General features: G+C 59.5%; 15 protein-coding genes and 3 tRNA genes. 11 read left to right on the top strand and 7 right to left on the bottom strand.

Annotated features, from left to right (window positions below; genetic code table 11):
* Nucleotides 1–112 precede the first annotated feature (112 nt).
* The 7 genes from H681_RS13630 to H681_RS13600 all read right to left on the bottom strand — a co-directional run bounded on the left by H681_RS13630 (nucleotide 113) and on the right by H681_RS13600 (nucleotide 4,197).
* Nucleotides 113–1,114 carry a glutathione S-transferase family protein gene (locus H681_RS13630; RefSeq protein ID WP_015477451.1) on the bottom strand — a complete coding sequence of 334 codons (1,002 nt, stop codon included), beginning with the start codon at nucleotides 1,112–1,114 and terminating at the stop codon, nucleotides 113–115.
* Nucleotides 1,115–1,202: 88 nt separating this feature from the next.
* Nucleotides 1,203–2,201, bottom strand: coding sequence for a glycosyl transferase family protein (locus H681_RS13625; RefSeq protein ID WP_015477450.1), 999 nt, complete (start codon nucleotides 2,199–2,201; stop codon nucleotides 1,203–1,205).
* On the bottom strand, nucleotides 2,198–2,533 hold the full coding sequence (locus H681_RS13620; protein WP_015477449.1) for a TusE/DsrC/DsvC family sulfur relay protein: 336 nt from the start codon (nucleotides 2,531–2,533) through the stop codon (nucleotides 2,198–2,200). Before H681_RS13620 ends, H681_RS13625 begins: the two co-directional genes overlap by 4 nt.
* A complete protein-coding gene (gene tusB / locus H681_RS13615; RefSeq protein ID WP_015477448.1) occupies nucleotides 2,530–2,832 on the bottom strand; it encodes a sulfurtransferase complex subunit TusB in 303 nt (100 codons plus the stop codon). Before tusB ends, H681_RS13620 begins: the two co-directional genes overlap by 4 nt.
* Nucleotides 2,832–3,191: a sulfurtransferase complex subunit TusC gene (gene tusC / locus H681_RS13610; RefSeq protein ID WP_015477447.1), complete on the bottom strand. Its 360-nt coding sequence runs from the start codon at nucleotides 3,189–3,191 to the stop codon at nucleotides 2,832–2,834. The genes tusB and tusC overlap by 1 nt, the downstream gene beginning before the upstream one ends.
* Entirely contained in the window at nucleotides 3,191–3,583 is a 393-nt protein-coding gene (tusD, locus tag H681_RS13605) for a sulfurtransferase complex subunit TusD (RefSeq protein ID WP_015477446.1), read from the bottom strand. The genes tusC and tusD overlap by 1 nt, the downstream gene beginning before the upstream one ends.
* A 526-nt stretch (nucleotides 3,584–4,109) precedes the next feature.
* Nucleotides 4,110–4,197, bottom strand: a tRNA-Ser gene (locus H681_RS13600).
* 135 nt (nucleotides 4,198–4,332) lie between these two features.
* On the opposite strand from H681_RS13600, the gene H681_RS13595 reads away from it, so the two are divergent.
* The 11 genes from H681_RS13595 (at nucleotide 4,333) to H681_RS13545 (ending at nucleotide 17,239) form a co-directional block, all read left to right on the top strand.
* The gene (locus tag H681_RS13595; RefSeq protein WP_015477445.1) at nucleotides 4,333–4,998 is read left to right on the top strand and encodes a Bax inhibitor-1/YccA family protein; all 666 of its coding nucleotides are present in this window, start codon (nucleotides 4,333–4,335) and stop codon (nucleotides 4,996–4,998) included.
* Between the two features lie 150 nt (nucleotides 4,999–5,148).
* Entirely contained in the window at nucleotides 5,149–5,448 is a 300-nt protein-coding gene (locus H681_RS13590; protein ID WP_015477444.1) for a hypothetical protein, read from the top strand.
* Nucleotides 5,449–5,781: 333 nt separating this feature from the next.
* On the top strand, nucleotides 5,782–6,426 hold the full coding sequence (gene gacA / locus H681_RS13585; RefSeq protein WP_015477443.1) for a response regulator transcription factor GacA: 645 nt from the start codon (nucleotides 5,782–5,784) through the stop codon (nucleotides 6,424–6,426).
* A gap of 2 nt (nucleotides 6,427–6,428) precedes the next feature.
* A complete protein-coding gene (gene uvrC, locus H681_RS13580) occupies nucleotides 6,429–8,255 on the top strand; it encodes an excinuclease ABC subunit UvrC (RefSeq protein ID WP_015477442.1) in 1,827 nt (608 codons plus the stop codon).
* Nucleotides 8,256–8,288: 33 nt separating this feature from the next.
* Nucleotides 8,289–8,849: a CDP-diacylglycerol--glycerol-3-phosphate 3-phosphatidyltransferase gene (gene pgsA / locus H681_RS13575; RefSeq protein WP_015477441.1), complete on the top strand. Its 561-nt coding sequence runs from the start codon at nucleotides 8,289–8,291 to the stop codon at nucleotides 8,847–8,849.
* Nucleotides 8,850–8,914: 65 nt separating this feature from the next.
* Nucleotides 8,915–8,990 (top strand) — tRNA-Gly (locus H681_RS13570).
* Between the two features lie 37 nt (nucleotides 8,991–9,027).
* A tRNA-Cys gene (locus tag H681_RS13565) sits at nucleotides 9,028–9,101 on the top strand.
* A 1,351-nt stretch (nucleotides 9,102–10,452) separates the two neighbouring features.
* Nucleotides 10,453–11,082, top strand: coding sequence for a response regulator transcription factor (locus H681_RS13560; RefSeq protein WP_015477440.1), 630 nt, complete (start codon nucleotides 10,453–10,455; stop codon nucleotides 11,080–11,082).
* Between the two features lie 8 nt (nucleotides 11,083–11,090).
* Complete coding sequence (locus tag H681_RS13555; RefSeq protein WP_015477439.1) at nucleotides 11,091–14,726, top strand: transporter substrate-binding domain-containing protein; 3,636 nt, start codon at nucleotides 11,091–11,093, stop codon at nucleotides 14,724–14,726.
* A gap of 116 nt (nucleotides 14,727–14,842) precedes the next feature.
* Nucleotides 14,843–16,636, top strand: a complete 1,794-nt coding sequence (locus H681_RS25530) for an ATP-binding protein (protein ID WP_015477438.1) — start codon at nucleotides 14,843–14,845, stop codon at nucleotides 16,634–16,636.
* 132 nt (nucleotides 16,637–16,768) lie between these two features.
* Nucleotides 16,769–17,239 carry a hypothetical protein gene (locus tag H681_RS13545; RefSeq protein ID WP_015477437.1) on the top strand — a complete coding sequence of 157 codons (471 nt, stop codon included), beginning with the start codon at nucleotides 16,769–16,771 and terminating at the stop codon, nucleotides 17,237–17,239.
* Nucleotides 17,240–17,440 lie beyond the last annotated feature (201 nt).

Raw genomic sequence — 17,440 nt, 5'->3', positions numbered from 1 at the left:
TGCCTGGCGCCGCCCTAGCTGGCTTTTGCAGGAGCGGATTTGCCCGCGATTTCGACACGAGCATCGCGGATGGACTCCGCTCCTACGATTGCGTTCATCCCACACGCAGTGATCAGCGTTTGCGCGCGATGCCCTTGCCCGGCAGATGCTCCCGCCCGTGCGGCCCGGTGAAGTCCTGCTGCGGCCCCAGCGGTACGACGCCGGTGGGGTTGATGGTGCGGTGGCTGGCGTAGTAGTGGTTCTTGATGTGCTGGAAGTCCACGGTTCCGGCAACGCCGTCCAACTGATACAGCTCGTGCAGCCAGCCGGACAGGTTCGGGTAGTCCGCCAGGCGCCGCAGGTTGCACTTGAAGTGGCCGTGGTAGACCGCATCGAAGCGGATCAGCGTGGTGAACAGGCGCACGTCGGCTTCGGTCAGGTACTCGCCGGTCAGGTAACGCTGCTTGCCAAGGCGCTCGTCCAGCCGGTCCAGTTCGCCGAACAGCGTCTTGAAGGCCTCTTCGTAGGCGTCCTGCGTCGTGGCGAAGCCGGCGCGGTACACGCCGTTGTTCACCGCCGGGTAGATGCGCTCGTTCAATTCGTCGATCTGTGTGCGCAGCGGCTCGGGGTAGAGGTCCAGGCGGTTGCCGGTGATCCCGTCGAACGCTGAGTTGAACATGCGGATGATCTCCGCCGATTCGTTGCTGACGATGCGCTGCTCGTGCTTGTCCCACAGTACCGGCACGGTGACGCGGCCGGTGTAGTGCGCATCGTCCCTAGTGTAGCGCTGATGCAGGAAGTCCAGGACGTCCAGCTTGTCGCCGGTGGAGCCGAGGGTCTTGTCGAACGTCCAGCCATTTTCCAGCATCAGCCAACTGACCACCGATACGTCGATCAGCGACTCGAGGCCCTTGAGTTGGCGGTAGATCAGCGTGCGGTGCGCCCAAGGGCAGGCCAGGGACACGTAGAGATGATAGCGGCTGGCCTCGGCGCGGAAGCCGCCTTCGCCGCTGGGGCCGGGCTGGCCATCGGCGGTGATCCAGTTGCGGCGCTGCGCGTTTTCGCGCTGGAAGCGACCGTCCTTGCTGGTGTCATACCACTGGTCATGCCAGCGGCCATCGATCAACTGTCCCATCTGCGTGCTCCTGAAAGCGGGGGAGATGGGATCAGTCTATCGGCTAAGAGTCGATTGATTGGCGCAAAAACAGGATTCCAGGTATCGATTAAATCGATCTATCGCGCGCAGCCCAGCGTTTATCAGCTTCCGCGAAGGCCTCGTCTCGCTGTAATCCCATTGCACGCAACACCAGTGCCATGGTCGCGCGCACGGCCAGTTCGCCATAAGCGTCCTCTTCGTCGCCGCGCCACACGGCAGCCAGATGCTGCGGATCGAGGGTTTCCGGCTTGACGTGACGCAGCGGCGAAAGCGCCGGCCATTCCTCGTCCCAGGCTTCGCCAGCGCGGCACCCGTACAGGTGCGAAGTGGCGTCCGGGTTCACTTCGATCTCGCCGCCTTCGCCCTTGATGACGATGGCGTAGTCGCCGAGCAGACGGCTGCCTTCGCGGTGCACCGCCTGGTAACCGGGGTGGAAGATGCTCTGCAGCACACAGGTGGCGCCCAGCGGGTTGATCAGGCGTACGGCGGAGTGCATCGGCGAGCGCAGGCCAAGAGTATTACGCAGGTCGATCATCCGCTGCATGCGCGGCATCCAGTCCGCCAGCGGAGCGAAGGCGATGCCCTTGGCGTCCAGCGCTTCGCTGACCGAGCTCCAGTCGCGGCACAGCGGCAGGCCGAGCTGTTCCAGCAATTGCTCGGTGTAGAGCCGGCCGGCGGTATGGGCGCCGCCACCGTGCAACAGGATGCGAGTGCCGCTGCCGCCGAGGCATTTGGCGGCCAGCAGGAACCAGGGCAGGTGGCGCTTCTTGCCGGCGTAGCTAGGCCAGTCCAGGTCCACGGCGATCTTCGGTGTCTGCAGGCGACTGCGTACGGCTTCGGTGAAGCCGGCCAGCTCCTCGGCGCTTTCCTCCTTGTGCCGCAGCAGCATCAGGAAGGCGCCCAGCTGGGCTTCCTCGACCTTGTCGTCGAGGATCATGCCCAGCGCTTCGCGGGCTTCCTCGCGGGTCAGGCCGCGCGCGCCGCGCTTGCCCTTGCCGAGAATGCGCACGAACTGGGCGAACGGATGTTCTTCAGGTGTCTGCAGGACGAGCGGGGAGGCGGTCATAGGCAGTTGGTCGGCTTCGGCAGGCCGGCGAGCTTGGCGGCAAGCTTGGCCGGGGTGCCCTTGAACAGGAGGTTGAGGTGCAGGCTGCTGCCTTTTTCCGTGCCCAGGCGCTGGGCGACGTACTTGATCAGTGGCCGATTGGCCGGGGAGAGCTGGAACTCGCCGTAGAACTCACGCAGCAGTAGGAGGATTTCCCAATGCTCGGGTGTCAGGTGGATGCCTTCGTTGTGCGCCAGGGCCTCGGCGGCGGCGTCGCTCCAGTCGTCCAGCTGCGCCAGGTAGCCGTCCTTGTCCAGCGGCAGGGATTGTCCGTTGACCAATAGGGTGCTCATAGCCAGGCGTTCACCTTGTCGAAGCGGGTGCAGAGTTCGACGAAACCGGGATAGTCGACCGCGATGACGCGGGCGGGAACATCATCCATGCCGCGCGCCTGCAGGTCTTCCAGCAGGGCGAAGAGTCCGTTGGTTGCGGGCATCAGCTCCAGCACCTGGCAGGGCGCGGTGCCGTCGCGCAGGGCGTAGACGGCCTCGCCGCTCAGCAGCAGGCCGTCGTCCGGGCCGAGCAGGTGCAGGCAACTGGCGAGCCGGCCGTCATTGAAGGGGGAGTGCGAGAGCAGGTGGAGAGTAGCCATCAGATCGTGATCACCTGGTCGTGGGTTTGCAGCAGATCGCGCAGGGCGGCGGCGTCCAGCGCTTGCGCGGGGAGTGTCAGGCTGGCGGCGTCCAGGCCGCGCTCACCGAGGCTGCGCTGGCTGACATAGAGGGCTTCCACGCCGAACAGCGGCAGGGCTTGCAGGTTGGCCTGCAGGTCCTTCTGTTCAAGATTGCTAGGGCGTTGGCCGGGGGCGAGCTGGAAGACGCCGTCGTCGAGGAACAGCATCGAGATTGGCAGATCGAAGGCGCCGCCGGCCAGGGCGATGTCCAGTGCTTCGCGGGCGGCGGGGCCGGCCCAGGGAGCCTGGCGGCTGATGATCAGCAGGGACTTGGCCATCAGTCGCCTCCGAAGCAGACCAGGCGGTCCGCCAGTTGCGCCGCTTCATGCAACTGGCCGAGACCGGAAAGGTCCCAGGGCGCCTGCAGGTTGGCGGCGGGGCGGGAATAACGGTTGGCTTCCTCGTTGTTCAGCACGCCACGGCGCAGGGCGGCGGCGATGCAAACTACGCCATCCAGTTGATTGTCGGCGACGAAACGGGACCAGGCAGCGGCTACGTCCAGTTCGTCCTGGCCGGCGACAGCATTGGCCGAAGCGCTGTACACGCCGTCCTGGTAGAAGAACAGCCGGGTGATTTCATGCCCGCCGGCCAGCGCAGCCTCGGCGAAGCGCAGGGCGCGTCGGGCTGCCGGTGAATGCGGCGGGGAGAAGAGGGCGATGACGAACTTCATGGAGCAGGCCTTGGCGGCGGATTTCGCAGGATGATACGGCACTGCGTCGTTTTTTGCCGCGCAGCAGAAACGCAAAGGCTATGTCTTAGTTATGTGTTGTGTCGGGCTGCAGCCCTTTGTAGGAGCGAGCTTGCTCGCGAAAGCCGGCAACGCAAAAGCATCGCCGGCAATCCCGCTGCCACAGGCGCTGCGTTCTTCTGAAGGATTTTCCGCAACAGTTAACTCAGACATAGCCTTTTACAATCACCGTCACCGTCACTCGACGCTGGGCTATCTCAGCCCGATGGAGTTCGAGCGACGAAATGCGAGCAGTAGCTCTTAACTACCTGTCCACCAGTTCCGGGGCAGACCGGTGAGGAGGATAGTAGGGTGCCCAGGGCGGGCGAGGAGGGGAGAGGATCTGGTTAAAAGTTGTGGGACCCGTGCCGTTTTATTCTGGGATTCATCAAGAAATCAGCCTTCTGGAGAAGGCCGAATAGCGTTGCCCAGGAATGAAAAAGGCCCTGAAAATCAGGGCCTTGAATAATGGCGGAAGCGCAGAGATTCGAACTCTGGGACAGTTTCCCGTCGACGGTTTTCAAGACCGTTGCCTTAAACCACTCGGCCACACTTCCGCATGAGCGGGGCGCCATAGTACCGGATCGCAACACACTGTCAAACTCTGGTGATTCGAGGTCCATTTGCCTCTGTTATGATGAGTGGCACTACGGTCATGGACCCGTATCCCGCTTAAACAGGAGTGTCTCGACATGCAAGAACGGCAATATCTCGACTCCACAGCCGTGGAGCAGAAAGAGGTCAGCGGCGTCCTGCGCAATACCTACGGCCTGCTCGCGCTGACGCTGGCCTTCAGTGGACTGGTGGCTTTCGCCTCGCAGCAGATGCGTCTGCCGTATCCGAGCATCTTCGTGGTGCTGCTGGGCTTCTACGGCCTGTTCTTCCTCACCGTGAAGCTGCGCAACAGCGCCTGGGGCCTGCTCAGCACCTTCGCCCTCACCGGATTCATGGGCTACACCCTCGGCCCGATCCTCAATCTGTACCTGGGCATGGCCAATGGCGCGAGTGTGATTTCGTCGGCCTTCTTCATGACGGCACTGGTGTTCTTCGGTCTGTCCGCCTATGTACTGACCACTCGCAAGGACATGAGCTTCCTGTCCGGCTTCATCACTGCGGGCTTCTTTGTACTGATGGGTGCCGTACTGGTCTCGCTGTTCTTCCAGATCAGCGGCCTGCAACTGGCGATCAGCGCCGGTTTCGTGCTGTTCTCCTCGGCGATGATTCTGTTCCAGACCAGCGCAATCATCCACGGTGGCGAGCGCAACTACATCATGGCTACCATCAGCCTGTATGTGTCGATCTACAACCTGTTCCTCAGCTTGTTGCAGATATTCGGCATCATGGGTAGCGACGACTGATCGCCACGCAACCCCAAAGAGCCCGTTTCGACGGGCTCTTTTTATTTTGGGTGTAACACGGGCCTCATGAGCTTGCGGCTATGAGTGGGGTCAGGTCCTTATTCGCTGCCATACTGCTCAGTCTCATCGCATGGATGAGGAGGCTGCCCCTTGTTTTTCAGGGCGTTGATATTTGCTGCGGCGTGGATCTGCTTCTGGTATGCCAGTAGCTGGGTTGTCACTCACTACATCACGTCGGCATCCGGGACATACTGGTCGCTGGGGCTGGTGGTGTTTCCCGTTATCTTCCCGTTGTACCTCGCGACCGATTTCCGGATTCAGGACTCCTATGCGGTCACCTGGCCTCGCCTCTCTCTGGCCTTGATTTGCCTCGCAGGGATGCTGCTCTACTATCCGGCGCTGCTGGCACTGCTCTGGCTGATTCGGATGTTGCGGTTGCTCGTTGTCTGAGGAGGTGACCTGGCATTCTGCCAATGCTGCTATCCGTACTGTTCGTCCTCTCGGGGCTGAGCGGGCGGGGCGAGTATTTTGCCCAGGAAGGTTCAGACTCTACGTTGGGATATATCTGCATGGCTGTGCCTTCTTTCGCGAAGAGCCCGTCATAGACGTTCTGGCGCATGTCTGTCAGCATTTGTCGGCGCGTTGGATGCAGTTCTCTGGCGCTTGCATTTTGACGAGCCTGCACCAAGCTAGGTCGAGAGGGGGCTTTCTGTTAAGGTTCGCGAGTTTCAAGAAGCTTTCGCTGGATCTTCACAATTCCATTTCTGTGCAAAGGGGTGCTGTGTGATCAAGGTGCTGGTGGTCGATGACCACGATCTGGTGCGCACCGGAATTACCCGCATGCTGGCCGATATCGACGGCCTGCAGGTCGTCGGTCAGGCTGACTCTGGCGAGCGTGGGCTGCAACTGGCTCGAGAGCTCAAGCCCGATGTCGTGCTGATGGATGTGAAGATGCCCGGTATCGGTGGGCTGGAGGCGACTCGCAAGTTGCTGCGCAGCCAGCCCGATGTGCGCGTGGTGGTGGTGACCGTGTGCGAGGAAGATCCGTTCCCGACACGGCTGATGCAGGCCGGCGCTGCCGGATACCTCACCAAGGGTGCGGCGCTCGAGGAAATGGTCCAGGCCATTCGCCAGGTATTTGCCGGCCAACGCTACATCAGCCCGCAGATCGCCCAGAACCTGGCGCTGAAATCCTTCGAACCCGAGAAAAACGCGTCTCCCTTCGACACGCTGTCCGAGCGGGAAATCCAGATTGCCCTGATGATTGCTAATTGCCACAAGGTACAAAGCATCTCGGACAAGCTCTGCCTGTCGCCCAAAACCGTCAACACCTACCGTTACCGTATCTTCGAGAAGCTCTCGATCACCAGCGACGTGGAACTGGCGCTGCTGGCCGTTCGGCACGGCATGGTCGATACCAACAACTGACGATGGCCGCAGTATTCGATTCGGCGGCGTTCCTGGCTACCTGCAGCGGGCGGCCGGGCGTCTATCGCATGTTCGATGCGGACGCCAAGCTGCTTTATGTCGGCAAGGCGAAGGATCTCAAGAAGCGGCTTTCCAGTTATTTCCGCAAGTCTGGCCTGGCACCGAAGACCGCTGCACTGGTGGCGCGGATCGCTCAGGTCGAAACCACCATCACGGCCAACGAGACCGAGGCGCTGCTGCTGGAGCAGACGCTGATCAAGGAGTGGCGGCCGCCTTACAACATCCTGCTGCGGGACGATAAGTCCTATCCCTATGTCTTTCTCTCCAGCGAGGACGCGTTTCCCCGGCTGACGATCCATCGCGGCGCGAAGAAGCAGAAGGGGCGCTACTTCGGTCCGTACCCCAGCGCAGGGGCCATCCGTGAGAGCCTGGCGCTGCTGCAGAAGGCTTTCTTCGTTCGGCAGTGTGAGGACAGCTACTTCCGCAATCGCACGCGCCCCTGCCTGCAATACCAGATCAAGCGCTGCAAGGCGCCCTGTGTCGGGTTGGTCAGCGAAGAGGAATACGCCGAAGACGTGCGCCACTCGATCATGTTCCTCGAAGGACGCAGCAACGTGCTGGCGGATGAACTGTCCACCAGCATGGAGCAGGCGGCCATGCGCCTGGACTTCGAGAAAGCCGCTGAGCTACGTGACCAGGTGGCCATTCTGCGGCGTGTGCAGGACCAGCAGAGCATGGAGGGTGGCAGCGGCGATGTCGATGTGATTGCCGCTATCGTCACGCCGGGTGGCGCCTGTGTGCACCTGATCAGCGTGCGAGGCGGCCGGGTGCTGGGCAGCAAGAATTTCTTCCCGCAGGTGGCGATCGAGGAGGAGGTGGGCGACGTGCTGCTGGCCTTCCTCGGACAGTACTACCTCAGCCATCGCGAGCGCGATCTGCCGACCGAACTTATCGTCAACGCCCTGCACGAGGATTTTCCGGTGCTGGTGTCGGCTATCGAGACGTCTCGTGGAAAGTCGCTGGAAATCAGCCATCGCGTGCGCAGTACCCGCGCGCGCTGGCAGCAACTGGCCGTGACCAACGCCGAGCAGGCCTTGGCGGCGCGTCTTGCCAATCGTCAGCACATGGCTGCGCGCTTCGAGGCGCTGGGCGATGCGCTGGACCTTGCGGAGCCGCCGCAGCGACTGGAGTGCTTCGATATCAGTCACTCCAGTGGCGAGGCCACCGTTGCTTCCTGCGTGGTGTTCGGCCCGGAGGGGGCGTTGAAGTCGGACTACCGTCGCTTCAATATCGAAGGTGTAACGGCTGGCGATGACTATGCCGCCATGCATCAGGCATTGACGCGGCGTTTCAGCCGCCTGAAGGAGGGCGAGGGCAAGATGCCTGACATCCTTCTGGTCGACGGCGGCAAGGGGCAGTTGGCGATGGCGCAGGAGGTGCTCCAGGAACTGGCAGTGGCCGGCCTGACGCTCCTCGGTGTGGCCAAGGGCGTGACACGCAAGCCGGGGTTGGAAACGCTCTACCTGAACGACGCCGAACATGAGTTCACGCTGCCGGCGGATTCCCCGGCGCTACATCTTGTCCAGCAGATCCGTGATGAAGCGCACCGCTTCGCAATCACGGGCCATCGTGCTCGACGAGGAAAAGCGCGCCGTACCTCCACGCTCGAGGACGTGCCGGGTGTGGGCCCCAAGCGTCGTCGCGACCTGCTCAAACACTTTGGTGGGTTGCAGGAACTGTCGCGTGCCAGTATTGATGAGATTGCCAAAGCCCCCGGTATTAGTAAAAAGCTGGCTGAGCAGATTTATGCGGTTCTTCACAGCGAGTAGAATGCCGGCTCAACTCGAAGACTTCCTGACCCGATGAATATCCCGAACCTGCTCACACTGCTCCGCGTTCTACTTATCCCGATCTTCATCCTGCTGTTCTACTTCCCGTTCCCTGCCAGCCATCTGGCCGCCAGTGCCGTGTTCGCCCTGGCGGCTGCCACCGATTGGCTGGATGGCTACCTGGCGCGCAAGCTCGGGCAGAGCACGCCGTTTGGTGCCTTCCTCGATCCGGTGGCGGACAAGCTGATGGTGGCCACCGCGCTGGTGCTGCTGGTGGAGGAGCATGCGAACCTGTGGCTGACACTGCCGGCGGCGATCATTATCGGTCGCGAAATCGTGGTGTCGGCGCTGCGTGAGTGGATGGCCGAACTGGGGGCGAGGGCGCATGTCGCTGTTTCCAATCTCGGCAAATGGAAGACGGCAGCCCAGATGGTGGCGCTGGTCATCTTGCTGGCCAATCCGCCACTGATGACCTTCTGGGTGATTGTGGGTTATGTACTGCTGATCATTGCCGCCGTACTGACCCTGTGGTCGATGCTGCACTATCTGCTCGCGGCGTGGCCCCATCTCAACACCACCCCGAAAGAGAAATAAGTTTTTTTGAATCAAGGAGTTGACAGGGCTTTTCGAAACGATAGAATGGCGCCCGTCAACACGACGCGGGAATAGCTCAGTTGGTAGAGCACGACCTTGCCAAGGTCGGGGTCGCGAGTTCGAGTCTCGTTTCCCGCTCCAGATTTTGACGGTTCGCGATGCGAGCCGTTTGTTTTGCGGCTGAGTAGCAGAGTGGTTATGCACCGGATTGCAAATCCGTGAACGCCGGTTCGATTCCGACCTCAGCCTCCAATAGAAAAGCCCTGTAAATCCACGATTTACAGGGCTTTTTCTTTAGCAGACACGTGCGCTTGCAATAAGATTCCGTAGGTTGCAAATACAGAAGCGAACCCGCTACAGTCCAGTCCGCTTCTGGCTCGCAAGAGCCTCTCACCGCCGAACAGCACTGTCGCCCGGATGGCGAAATCGGTAGACGCAAGAGACTTAAAAACTGATGTGTCAAGTCTCTGCTGCTAGGCCTTGATGGCGAAAAGGCGGATAAGGCGATAGGTTGTAGGATTTGTAGAATTGCTCCAATGCCTGGTCTGGAAGGCTAGGAATCAGCAGGAAGTCAAGTGGTAAATGGCTGGGCCCTGCTAATACGTAACACGCCCGAGTGGTGAAATTGGTATACACAGGGGACTTGAAAATTTGAGCCCTCCGGGGGAAACCCCAGAGGTGAAGCCCGTCAAATTCGGCGAACGCCCTGGATATGCGCCAAGCATCCGAGCCAACGCCGAGCCAAGCCCGACCCTGGCGGTTGGGAAGGTGTAGAGAGCAGACGGCGGGCACCTACGGCTGAAAGCTATGGTGAAGGCGTGCTCCAGACCACGAACGGCGCAATGCTGGCGGCGAAAGCCGAAGTGGTAAGAAAATCCCCCGCCGCAAGGCGTGCCGGTTCGACCCCGGCCTCGGGCACCAATTCAAAGCCACCCCTGCTTCTGCAGGGGTGGCTTTTTTATTGATTCTTCGAAGGCCACCTGCAGTGTTCTCCTGATAGTCCGTTATTCCACTCAGACACAGTCGGTCCCGATACCGGTGATACAACGCTATGCATCGACTTCATCAGAGTCAGGATAAAGACTCGAGAGAGTCTGGTTTTTCAGATTTCGGAGCTAAATAAGATTAATAAAAATATATGTATGGCCTGGCTGGAATTAGACGAGGATTGGTTTGGTAAGTTGGTAAATAGAGCTTGCCGTTGAAATGGTCGTTTAAGGGTTGGCTCTGTTTTCGCAATGTACTCTTGCCTGTTATGAGGGATTTTATTTCATTGGTGGCAGGTTGGTTCGATCCGTGTCATGAGGTTTCTAGAAGTAATATCTGGCTGTCCCGAAGCCATCATCAAAGCATTTGAATTTTTATCCGTGAAATAGGAGCGGTATTTGGCAAGGCTTTGAGCGGGGTTTAAGTTAACTCTCTTGGTGGTCTCGACTTCATTTGGTATGGAGCTTTTGCTGAGAGCGGGGCGATTGTAGGAATCCTAAGTTACTTTTGTAGGAAAATGCTTATGGTGAAGTAGGGGTGCGCTGTAAGTATCGACAAAAAAATCCAGGAATATATCGTGTCTACTTGCGAGTAACTCCACCTTCGGAGATCTGAAGTGAGCAGTGTCCTTATCGTCGACGATCATCCCATGATTCAGTTGGCAGTTCGTTCCATTTTGGAAAGGGAAGGGTATGAGGTCCTGGGTGCGGCGGACAACGGTATCGAGGCGCTTGCCAAGCTCAAGGAGTTGACGCCTGATCTGGTGATCCTGGATATCCGGATTCCCAGGTTGCAGGGGCTGGAGGTCATGCGGCGCATTGTGGGCTCCGGTCTGAATACCAAGGTGCTGGTGTTGAGCAGCCTGCCGGCAGCGGTTTTAGCGAGACGTTGCATGACTGCCGGGGCTTCGGCGTTCCTTTGCAAGAAGAGTGGATTGCAGGACTTGCTTCATGGCGTGAAGTCCGTGCTCGACGGATACAGTTATTTCCCCGTTTATGACGAATCAATTGAGGAAGAGGCTTTCGCCAGCCGGGTCTATGACGACCAGATGCTGGAGAGTCTCACTGATCAGGAAGTGATGGTCCTGCAATATCTCGTCGCAGGATGTCCGGCGACGGAGATTGCCGAACAGATGCTGCTCAGCACCAAGACCGTCAGTACCTACAAATGTCGTATTCAGGCGAAACTTCGCATCAAGTCCCTGATGCAACTGCAGGATTTCGCCAAGCGCAATTCCCTTATCTGAGGCCCTGAATGAGAAACTGGCCTATACGCGCCTGGTTGTTTGGCTGCCTGATCCTGCTTGCCGCGCCCGTCTTTGCAGAGCAGGGAGTTGTAGTCCATATGAGTCCGCTGCCACGGATCGGGGACACGTCGCTCAATGTGAAACTATCGAATGGCGAATGGGCATGGCTGCGCAACAAGCGTGTGCTGAGGGTTGGGGTCACCTCTCCCGACTATCCGCCCATCGACATCACCACAGGTGGCACGGAGTTGGAGGGTGCTACGGCCGATTACCTGGGGCTGCTCGCCACTGCCCTGAATATTCGCGTTGTAGTTCGCAGTTACTCGAACCGTGAAGTTGCCGTGGAAGCACTGGCCACGGGCGAGATCGATATGCTCAGCCGCTCGACCGGTTACGAGAGCAATCGTCCGGGAATATCCTTATCCAGTGTCTATTTTCCCAACCAGCCGGTAATTGTCGGTCCGGAAACTACGCAGTTGGGAGGGGACGTCCGGCTCGCGGGAATGCGAGTCGCCATGGTCGATGACTACATGGCACACGACATGATCCAGAAGCAGTATCCCGACGCATATATCACCTATTTCGGCTCCGTACGACGAGCCGTGGAGGCGGTGCACCTGGGCCAGGCTGACCTTTTCATAGGCGATGCGTTCACCGCGCAATACGTCATCAGCCAGGAATACCTCCACAACCTGAAGATTCTCCAGTACACCGATATTCGGGCTGTAGGATTTGGCTTTGCCATTGCAGCGGACAATCCTACGTTGCTCCGGATAGTCGACGGGGTACTCCATGTGATACCCGCAGACGTCCGTTCCGGTATCAGGCAGCGCTGGAGTTCCGGCGGTGCCAATTCGCTCACGAGCCGCAGCCTGCAACTCACGCGTCAGGAGCAGTCCTGGCTGGAACGCAATCCCGCGGCGCGAATCGTGGTGGACGAGACTCTTGTGCCACTGAGCTTCTTCGACTCGGCGGGGAACTTCCGTGGCATCACGGCGGATCTGCTCGACCTCGTCAAGGCGCGCACCGGTTTGCAGTTCGACGTGCTGCGAGCCTCTTCGCTATCGGACGTGAGCAAGAAGATGAGGGCTGGCGAAGCCAACGCCGCTGCTGCGTTAACGCCGACTCCTGAGCGCGAACAATGGATGTACTTTTCGCGGCCGTATCTGATCAGCCCCTTCGCCATGGTGACCAGCAAGCAGAGCACTGCACCACGGGACCTGGATGACATGAACGGCAAGCGCCTGGGCGTCACGCGCGGCAGCATGTTGTTGGACTATGTCAGGACGCACTATCCCGAAATCAGGATCGTCGAGGTGAGGGATGGCCGTGACGATCTGGGCATGATCGTGCGGGGTGAGCTGGATGCCAGCCTGCGCCCACTGCTCTCCGCCACCTTCATGATTTCCCGCTATTACCCGCAGTTGCGTGTCGTCACGACGCTCGATCGCGATCCCGGTCAGTTCGGATTCGCCGTTTCGCGGGCGGACCCGGAACTACTGAGTATCCTGGACAAGGCACTGCAGACCATTTCTCCAGAAGATGTAGCCAACATCGTCACCCGCTGGTCAGCCAGCATCGAGTCCCCCGACAGTGTCTGGGATGGCTACCGGCAACAACTGCTGTACGTATTCTGGGGCGGCCTGGTCATTGTCCTCGCAGTGCTGATATGGAACTGGCGCCTGATGGTCAAAGTGCGCAACCGGGCCGTCTCCGAGCGAGACCTGATCGATCGCCTTGAATTCAAACGCGCAATGATCGACGGGATACCCAACCCGATCTCCGTACGAGATCGGGCCGGGCGATTGCTCACTTGCAATCGCAGTTATCTGGATCATACCGGCATGTCGCTTGGGGAGGCCAAGGGAACGCGGCTGATCGACAACGACTGGCTGTCGCCTGCGGATGCGCAGAAGCTGCACCAGGAGTATCTGGAACTCATTGTGGAAGGGACGGGTATGGCCGCCGACCGCATCTGGGTGGCCCGTGGCGACCGGCGCGAGGTGTATCACTGGGCAACACCGTACCGAAACGACAATGGCGAGGTACAAGGGCTGGTTTGTGGCTGGGTTGACGTGACCGAGCGCGAGCGCCTGCACCATGAACTGCAGTTGGCCAAGGAGCAGGCCGAGGAGGCAAACCGGGCCAAGAGTGCCTTCCTTGCCACCATGAGTCATGAAATCCGTACACCGATGAACGCCATCATCGGCATGCTGGAACTTGCATTGGTCAGCACCGGTTGCGGACGTTGCCAGGACAGCAATTCCATTCGGGTCGCTCACGATTCGGCCAAGACCCTGCTGTTGCTGATCGGCGACATTCTCGACGTGGCCAAAATCGAAGCCGGTCGCCTGTCACTGGTACCGGAGCGCGCCAATCTCCGTGAGTTGATGGAATCGGTCGCCCGGGTGTTTGATGGACTGGCGCGGCAAAAGGGCCTGCAGCTCAGGCTGGAGATGGAGCTGGATGGCGTTGGCGACTTGCTGATCGATCCGCTGCGCTTCAAGCAGATCCTCTCCAACCTGATCAGTAACGCGATCAAGTTCACCGACAAAGGTTCGGTTCGGGTCCTGGTCCGTGGTGACCGATTGGCCGACGGGCGTGTGATGGTACGGCTCTGCGTCGAAGACACCGGTATCGGCATGTCCGATGCGGACAGGATGCAGGTGTGCGAGCCATTCGTGCAGGTAGGGCAGGGGGCTGGGCACGCCCCTCGAGGGGGGACAGGCCTGGGGCTGACCATTTGCCGCACGCTGGCCGAGATGATGGGAGGTTGTCTGCGCATGGAGAGCGAACTTGGCGTGGGGACCAAGGTGCATGTGCAACTGGTCTTCAGCATGCTCGAGCCGGTGGAGCTGGAGCCCGTGCCGGCTGGTCAGGCGAAGCACGTACAGTCTTCGCTGAAGATAGTGGTCGTTGACGATCATGAGGCGAACCGGCAACTGCTCTCTCATCAACTCGAACACCTGGGACATCAGGTAGCGGTGGCCGACAATGGCCGTGATGCATTGAGGCTCTGGTGTGCTGGCGGATTCGATGTGGTCATCACGGATTGCTACATGCCCGAGATGACGGGTTACGAGCTGACTGGCAGGATTCGGGCAGTCGAGAAGGAGCGGGAAATGGCCGCCTGCACCATTCTGGGCCTCACTGCCAATGCCCAGGCGGACGAAGTGCAGCGCTGCCGAGAGGCGGGGATGGACGACTGTCTGTTCAAGCCGATTGGCCTGGAGGCTCTGCGGCAATACCTTGAGCAACTGACTGCGGTGCCAGTCGCCAAGCTGGAGAAAAGGGCATTCGACATGGGGGCAGTCCTGGCCATGAGCGGTAATAACCCGGCTGTGACGCAAGACCTCCTGGAACGCCTGTACTCCATGAACAACCAGGACCTCCCCCTTCTGGAGCCTTTACTGCAGGAGAGGAACTTCAGGGACCTGGCTGAACTCGCACATCGCATTCGTGGTGCGGTCAGTCTGGTTGGTGCGAACGAACTCAAGGAGTGTTGCAAGGCACTGGAAATTGCCTGCAATCGTGGCGCTGCGATTCAGGAAGTCCAGGAATTGATGCAACGAGTTCATGACGCGGCGGAAGCTCTGCAGATCCAGTTGTGGGATGTCATCGAACAGGGGCGCAAGAGTCATTAGCGCACCCTGCAAATGCATGTGCCGGAAAGGCTGCAATCCGGTGTCGGGACAGATTGGCGAGGTTATCGGGACAATACTCTAGTCTTATCGCCAAGGGGTTGGCCGAAGGAAAGGCGATGAGCACGATAATGATCGTAGACGAGCACCCGATTGCCAGGCACGCGTTGTGCCTGTTGTTGGAGTCGGAGGGGCACACCGTCGTCGCCGAATCCGGCAATGGCATCGAGGCGCTGGAGCTGGCCCGGCGGCTACGGCCCAATCTGCTCCTGCTCGAACTCTCGATTCCCGGACTGGGTGGTCTGGATATCATCCAGCGCCTCGCCAGGCAGGCTCCGGAAGTGCGGGTTCTGGTCGTTACGGGCCAGAGCACTGAATACTTTGCAGCCCGCAGTCACGAAGCCGGCGCATTCGGCTTCGTCAGCAAGCAGGCCGATCTTCAACAGGTTGGCATGGCGGTCAAGGCGCTGGTGAACGGGCATACCTACTTCCCGCGCAATACCGTTCTCGCGGTGCCGCATGTGCCGGCCGACAAAGTCGAGGACAATCCGTTGAAAGCGTTGTCCGCCCGAGAATTGACGGTATTGCAGATGCTGGCCAAGGGTATGACCAACAACGTCATTGGCGAGCAACTGCTGCTGAGCGAGAAGACCATCAGCACCTACAAGACCCGGGTCATGCACAAGCTGCGGGCTGGCTCGATGCTGGAGTTGTTGGATATCGCCAGACGTCATGGCTTGGTGGAGGCAACGGCATTCAGTGAGGAATCCTCCCTGTCGCCATTGCTGGATGAAGCGAACCAGCGAGAGCTGGACCTGCTGCGCGAGATCATCGATGCGATGCCGCACTCGGTGTGCGTCCGTGATATCGAGGGGCGCCTGATTACCTGTAATAGCCACTACCTCGAACAGCATTCGGTCAAGCTCGAAGACATCGTTGGTCGGCGCATCTATGAAATGCAGGAGTGGCCGGAGGAGCATGCCCACTATTTTCATGATCGCCTGGTAGCCGCGATGCGAAGAGGGCAGCCGTACTCCGTGGAGGTCGTCCTTAACATTCAGGGCGAGGAGCGGGTACTCCGGCACTGGGGCAAGCCCTACCGGGACAGTGCGGGCAACCTGCTTGGCCTGATCTGCGGCAACGTGGATATCACCGACCGAGACAGCCTGCTGCTTGACCTGAGGGACAGCAATACGCGTCTGGAGGTGGCGATACAGGCGAAGGCGCGGTTCATGGAGTGGGTGACCGATGAAATGGTTGCGCCGCTGAACAATATTGCCGCCATGCTCGATCTCGCCAGCAGCCCACAGGGGCCGGCGAAGCAAGCCGAAGCGATTGCCATCGCACGTTCCGCAACCCAGGGACTGCAGAAACAGCTCGATGATTTCCGAAGCTATCTGCGCCTTGAAGCTGGTAAACACCCTCTGGTGCCGGAGCCGGTGGATGTCAGGGAGTTGATGCGAAAGCTCGTTGGCGATTTTCAGGCATCCGCCCGGGCGAGAAGGCTGAGTCTGGAGCTCGATACCGCCGGCAGCCTCCAGCCAAATGTCTGGCTTGACCTCCATGCGTTTACCCGCATCGCCCAGGCCGTGGTGAGCAATGCACTGAAGTTCACTGACCGCGGTGGTGTTCGGGTGGAGCTCCGCTGCACCGGACGCGGCCAGGGTTTGATCGAGGTCGAGTTGATGGTGCGCGATACCGGCATTGGCATTCCGGAGGAGGAGCAGGGACGGATGTTCGAGGCATTCAGTCAGCGGCTGGACGACCTGTGTATTCGCCGCGGTGGCAGTGGCATTGGCTTGGCCCTCTGCAAACGCCTGGTTGAGCGGATGAACGGCCAGATTGAATTGACCAGCGCTCCCGGGGAGGGTACCTGCGTCACAGTGAAGCTGATGCTGCCCGTAGTGAAGTAGTCGGCGATTGCTTGCTTTGGAGTGCGTGGTGGCCGTCAGCGAGTTCCTACTTTTCAGTCAGGCAGTTCTTCTACAGCTTGAGCAATTGCCCTCGTAGAGTAGCAGCGTATTTTCTGTTCTCCGGTGATCGTCATGTTCGGTGTTTCAGCCAGGGTTCTGGTGTTGTGCACTCATCCAGGTCGTCTCCTCATCTACAGCATGATATTCAATCGCTTGGGTTTCTTCAGGGTGACGCTGTGTTCGAATTTCACGGAAGTTCAGCGAGCCTGCACGCTGCAGCCGTCATTCGATCTATTCCTATACGATGATTTTGCTCCCGAATGTGACGAGTTTCTTCGTCTGGAGGCGATGAGCAGGGCAAGGAACTTCGATCAGGTCGTGCTTGTTGGCAACTTTGCTGAAGATGATCGATATCACCTTTTCGACTGGGCGTGGACGAAGCATGTCGGATTGCTCGACGTGGTGGAAAAGCCGCTTTCCATGACTCGGCTGCGCGAAGCGCTGGATGGACTCGTAATCACCCTGGCGCCTTGCCTGGATGAACCTGCGGCGTACCCGTCGGCAATGCTTGAAAGCCCGGTTTCCGTATGTCCAAATCGATAAGCCTGACTCCTGGGCTCCGTTGAGAAAGCGCAGGCAGGTTTCTCCTGCTTGCGCTTCTATTGCGCGTGCTCGATCAATTTCCCGCTGTCGAATGCAAGACGACTGGCGCGAGTTATGAGTTCTGGTCGGAGGTACTGCGCCCGGTGCTTGGTACAATTAGCGATAAAGATTCCCCAAGCAACTTCAGAACGAATAAGAGGC

This window comes from Pseudomonas sp. ATCC 13867, assembly GCF_000349845.1.
Lineage (GTDB): Bacteria > Pseudomonadota > Gammaproteobacteria > Pseudomonadales > Pseudomonadaceae > Pseudomonas.
The sequence above is the reverse complement of the archived record's forward strand: the minus strand, read 5'-3'. Positions and strand labels throughout refer to the sequence as shown.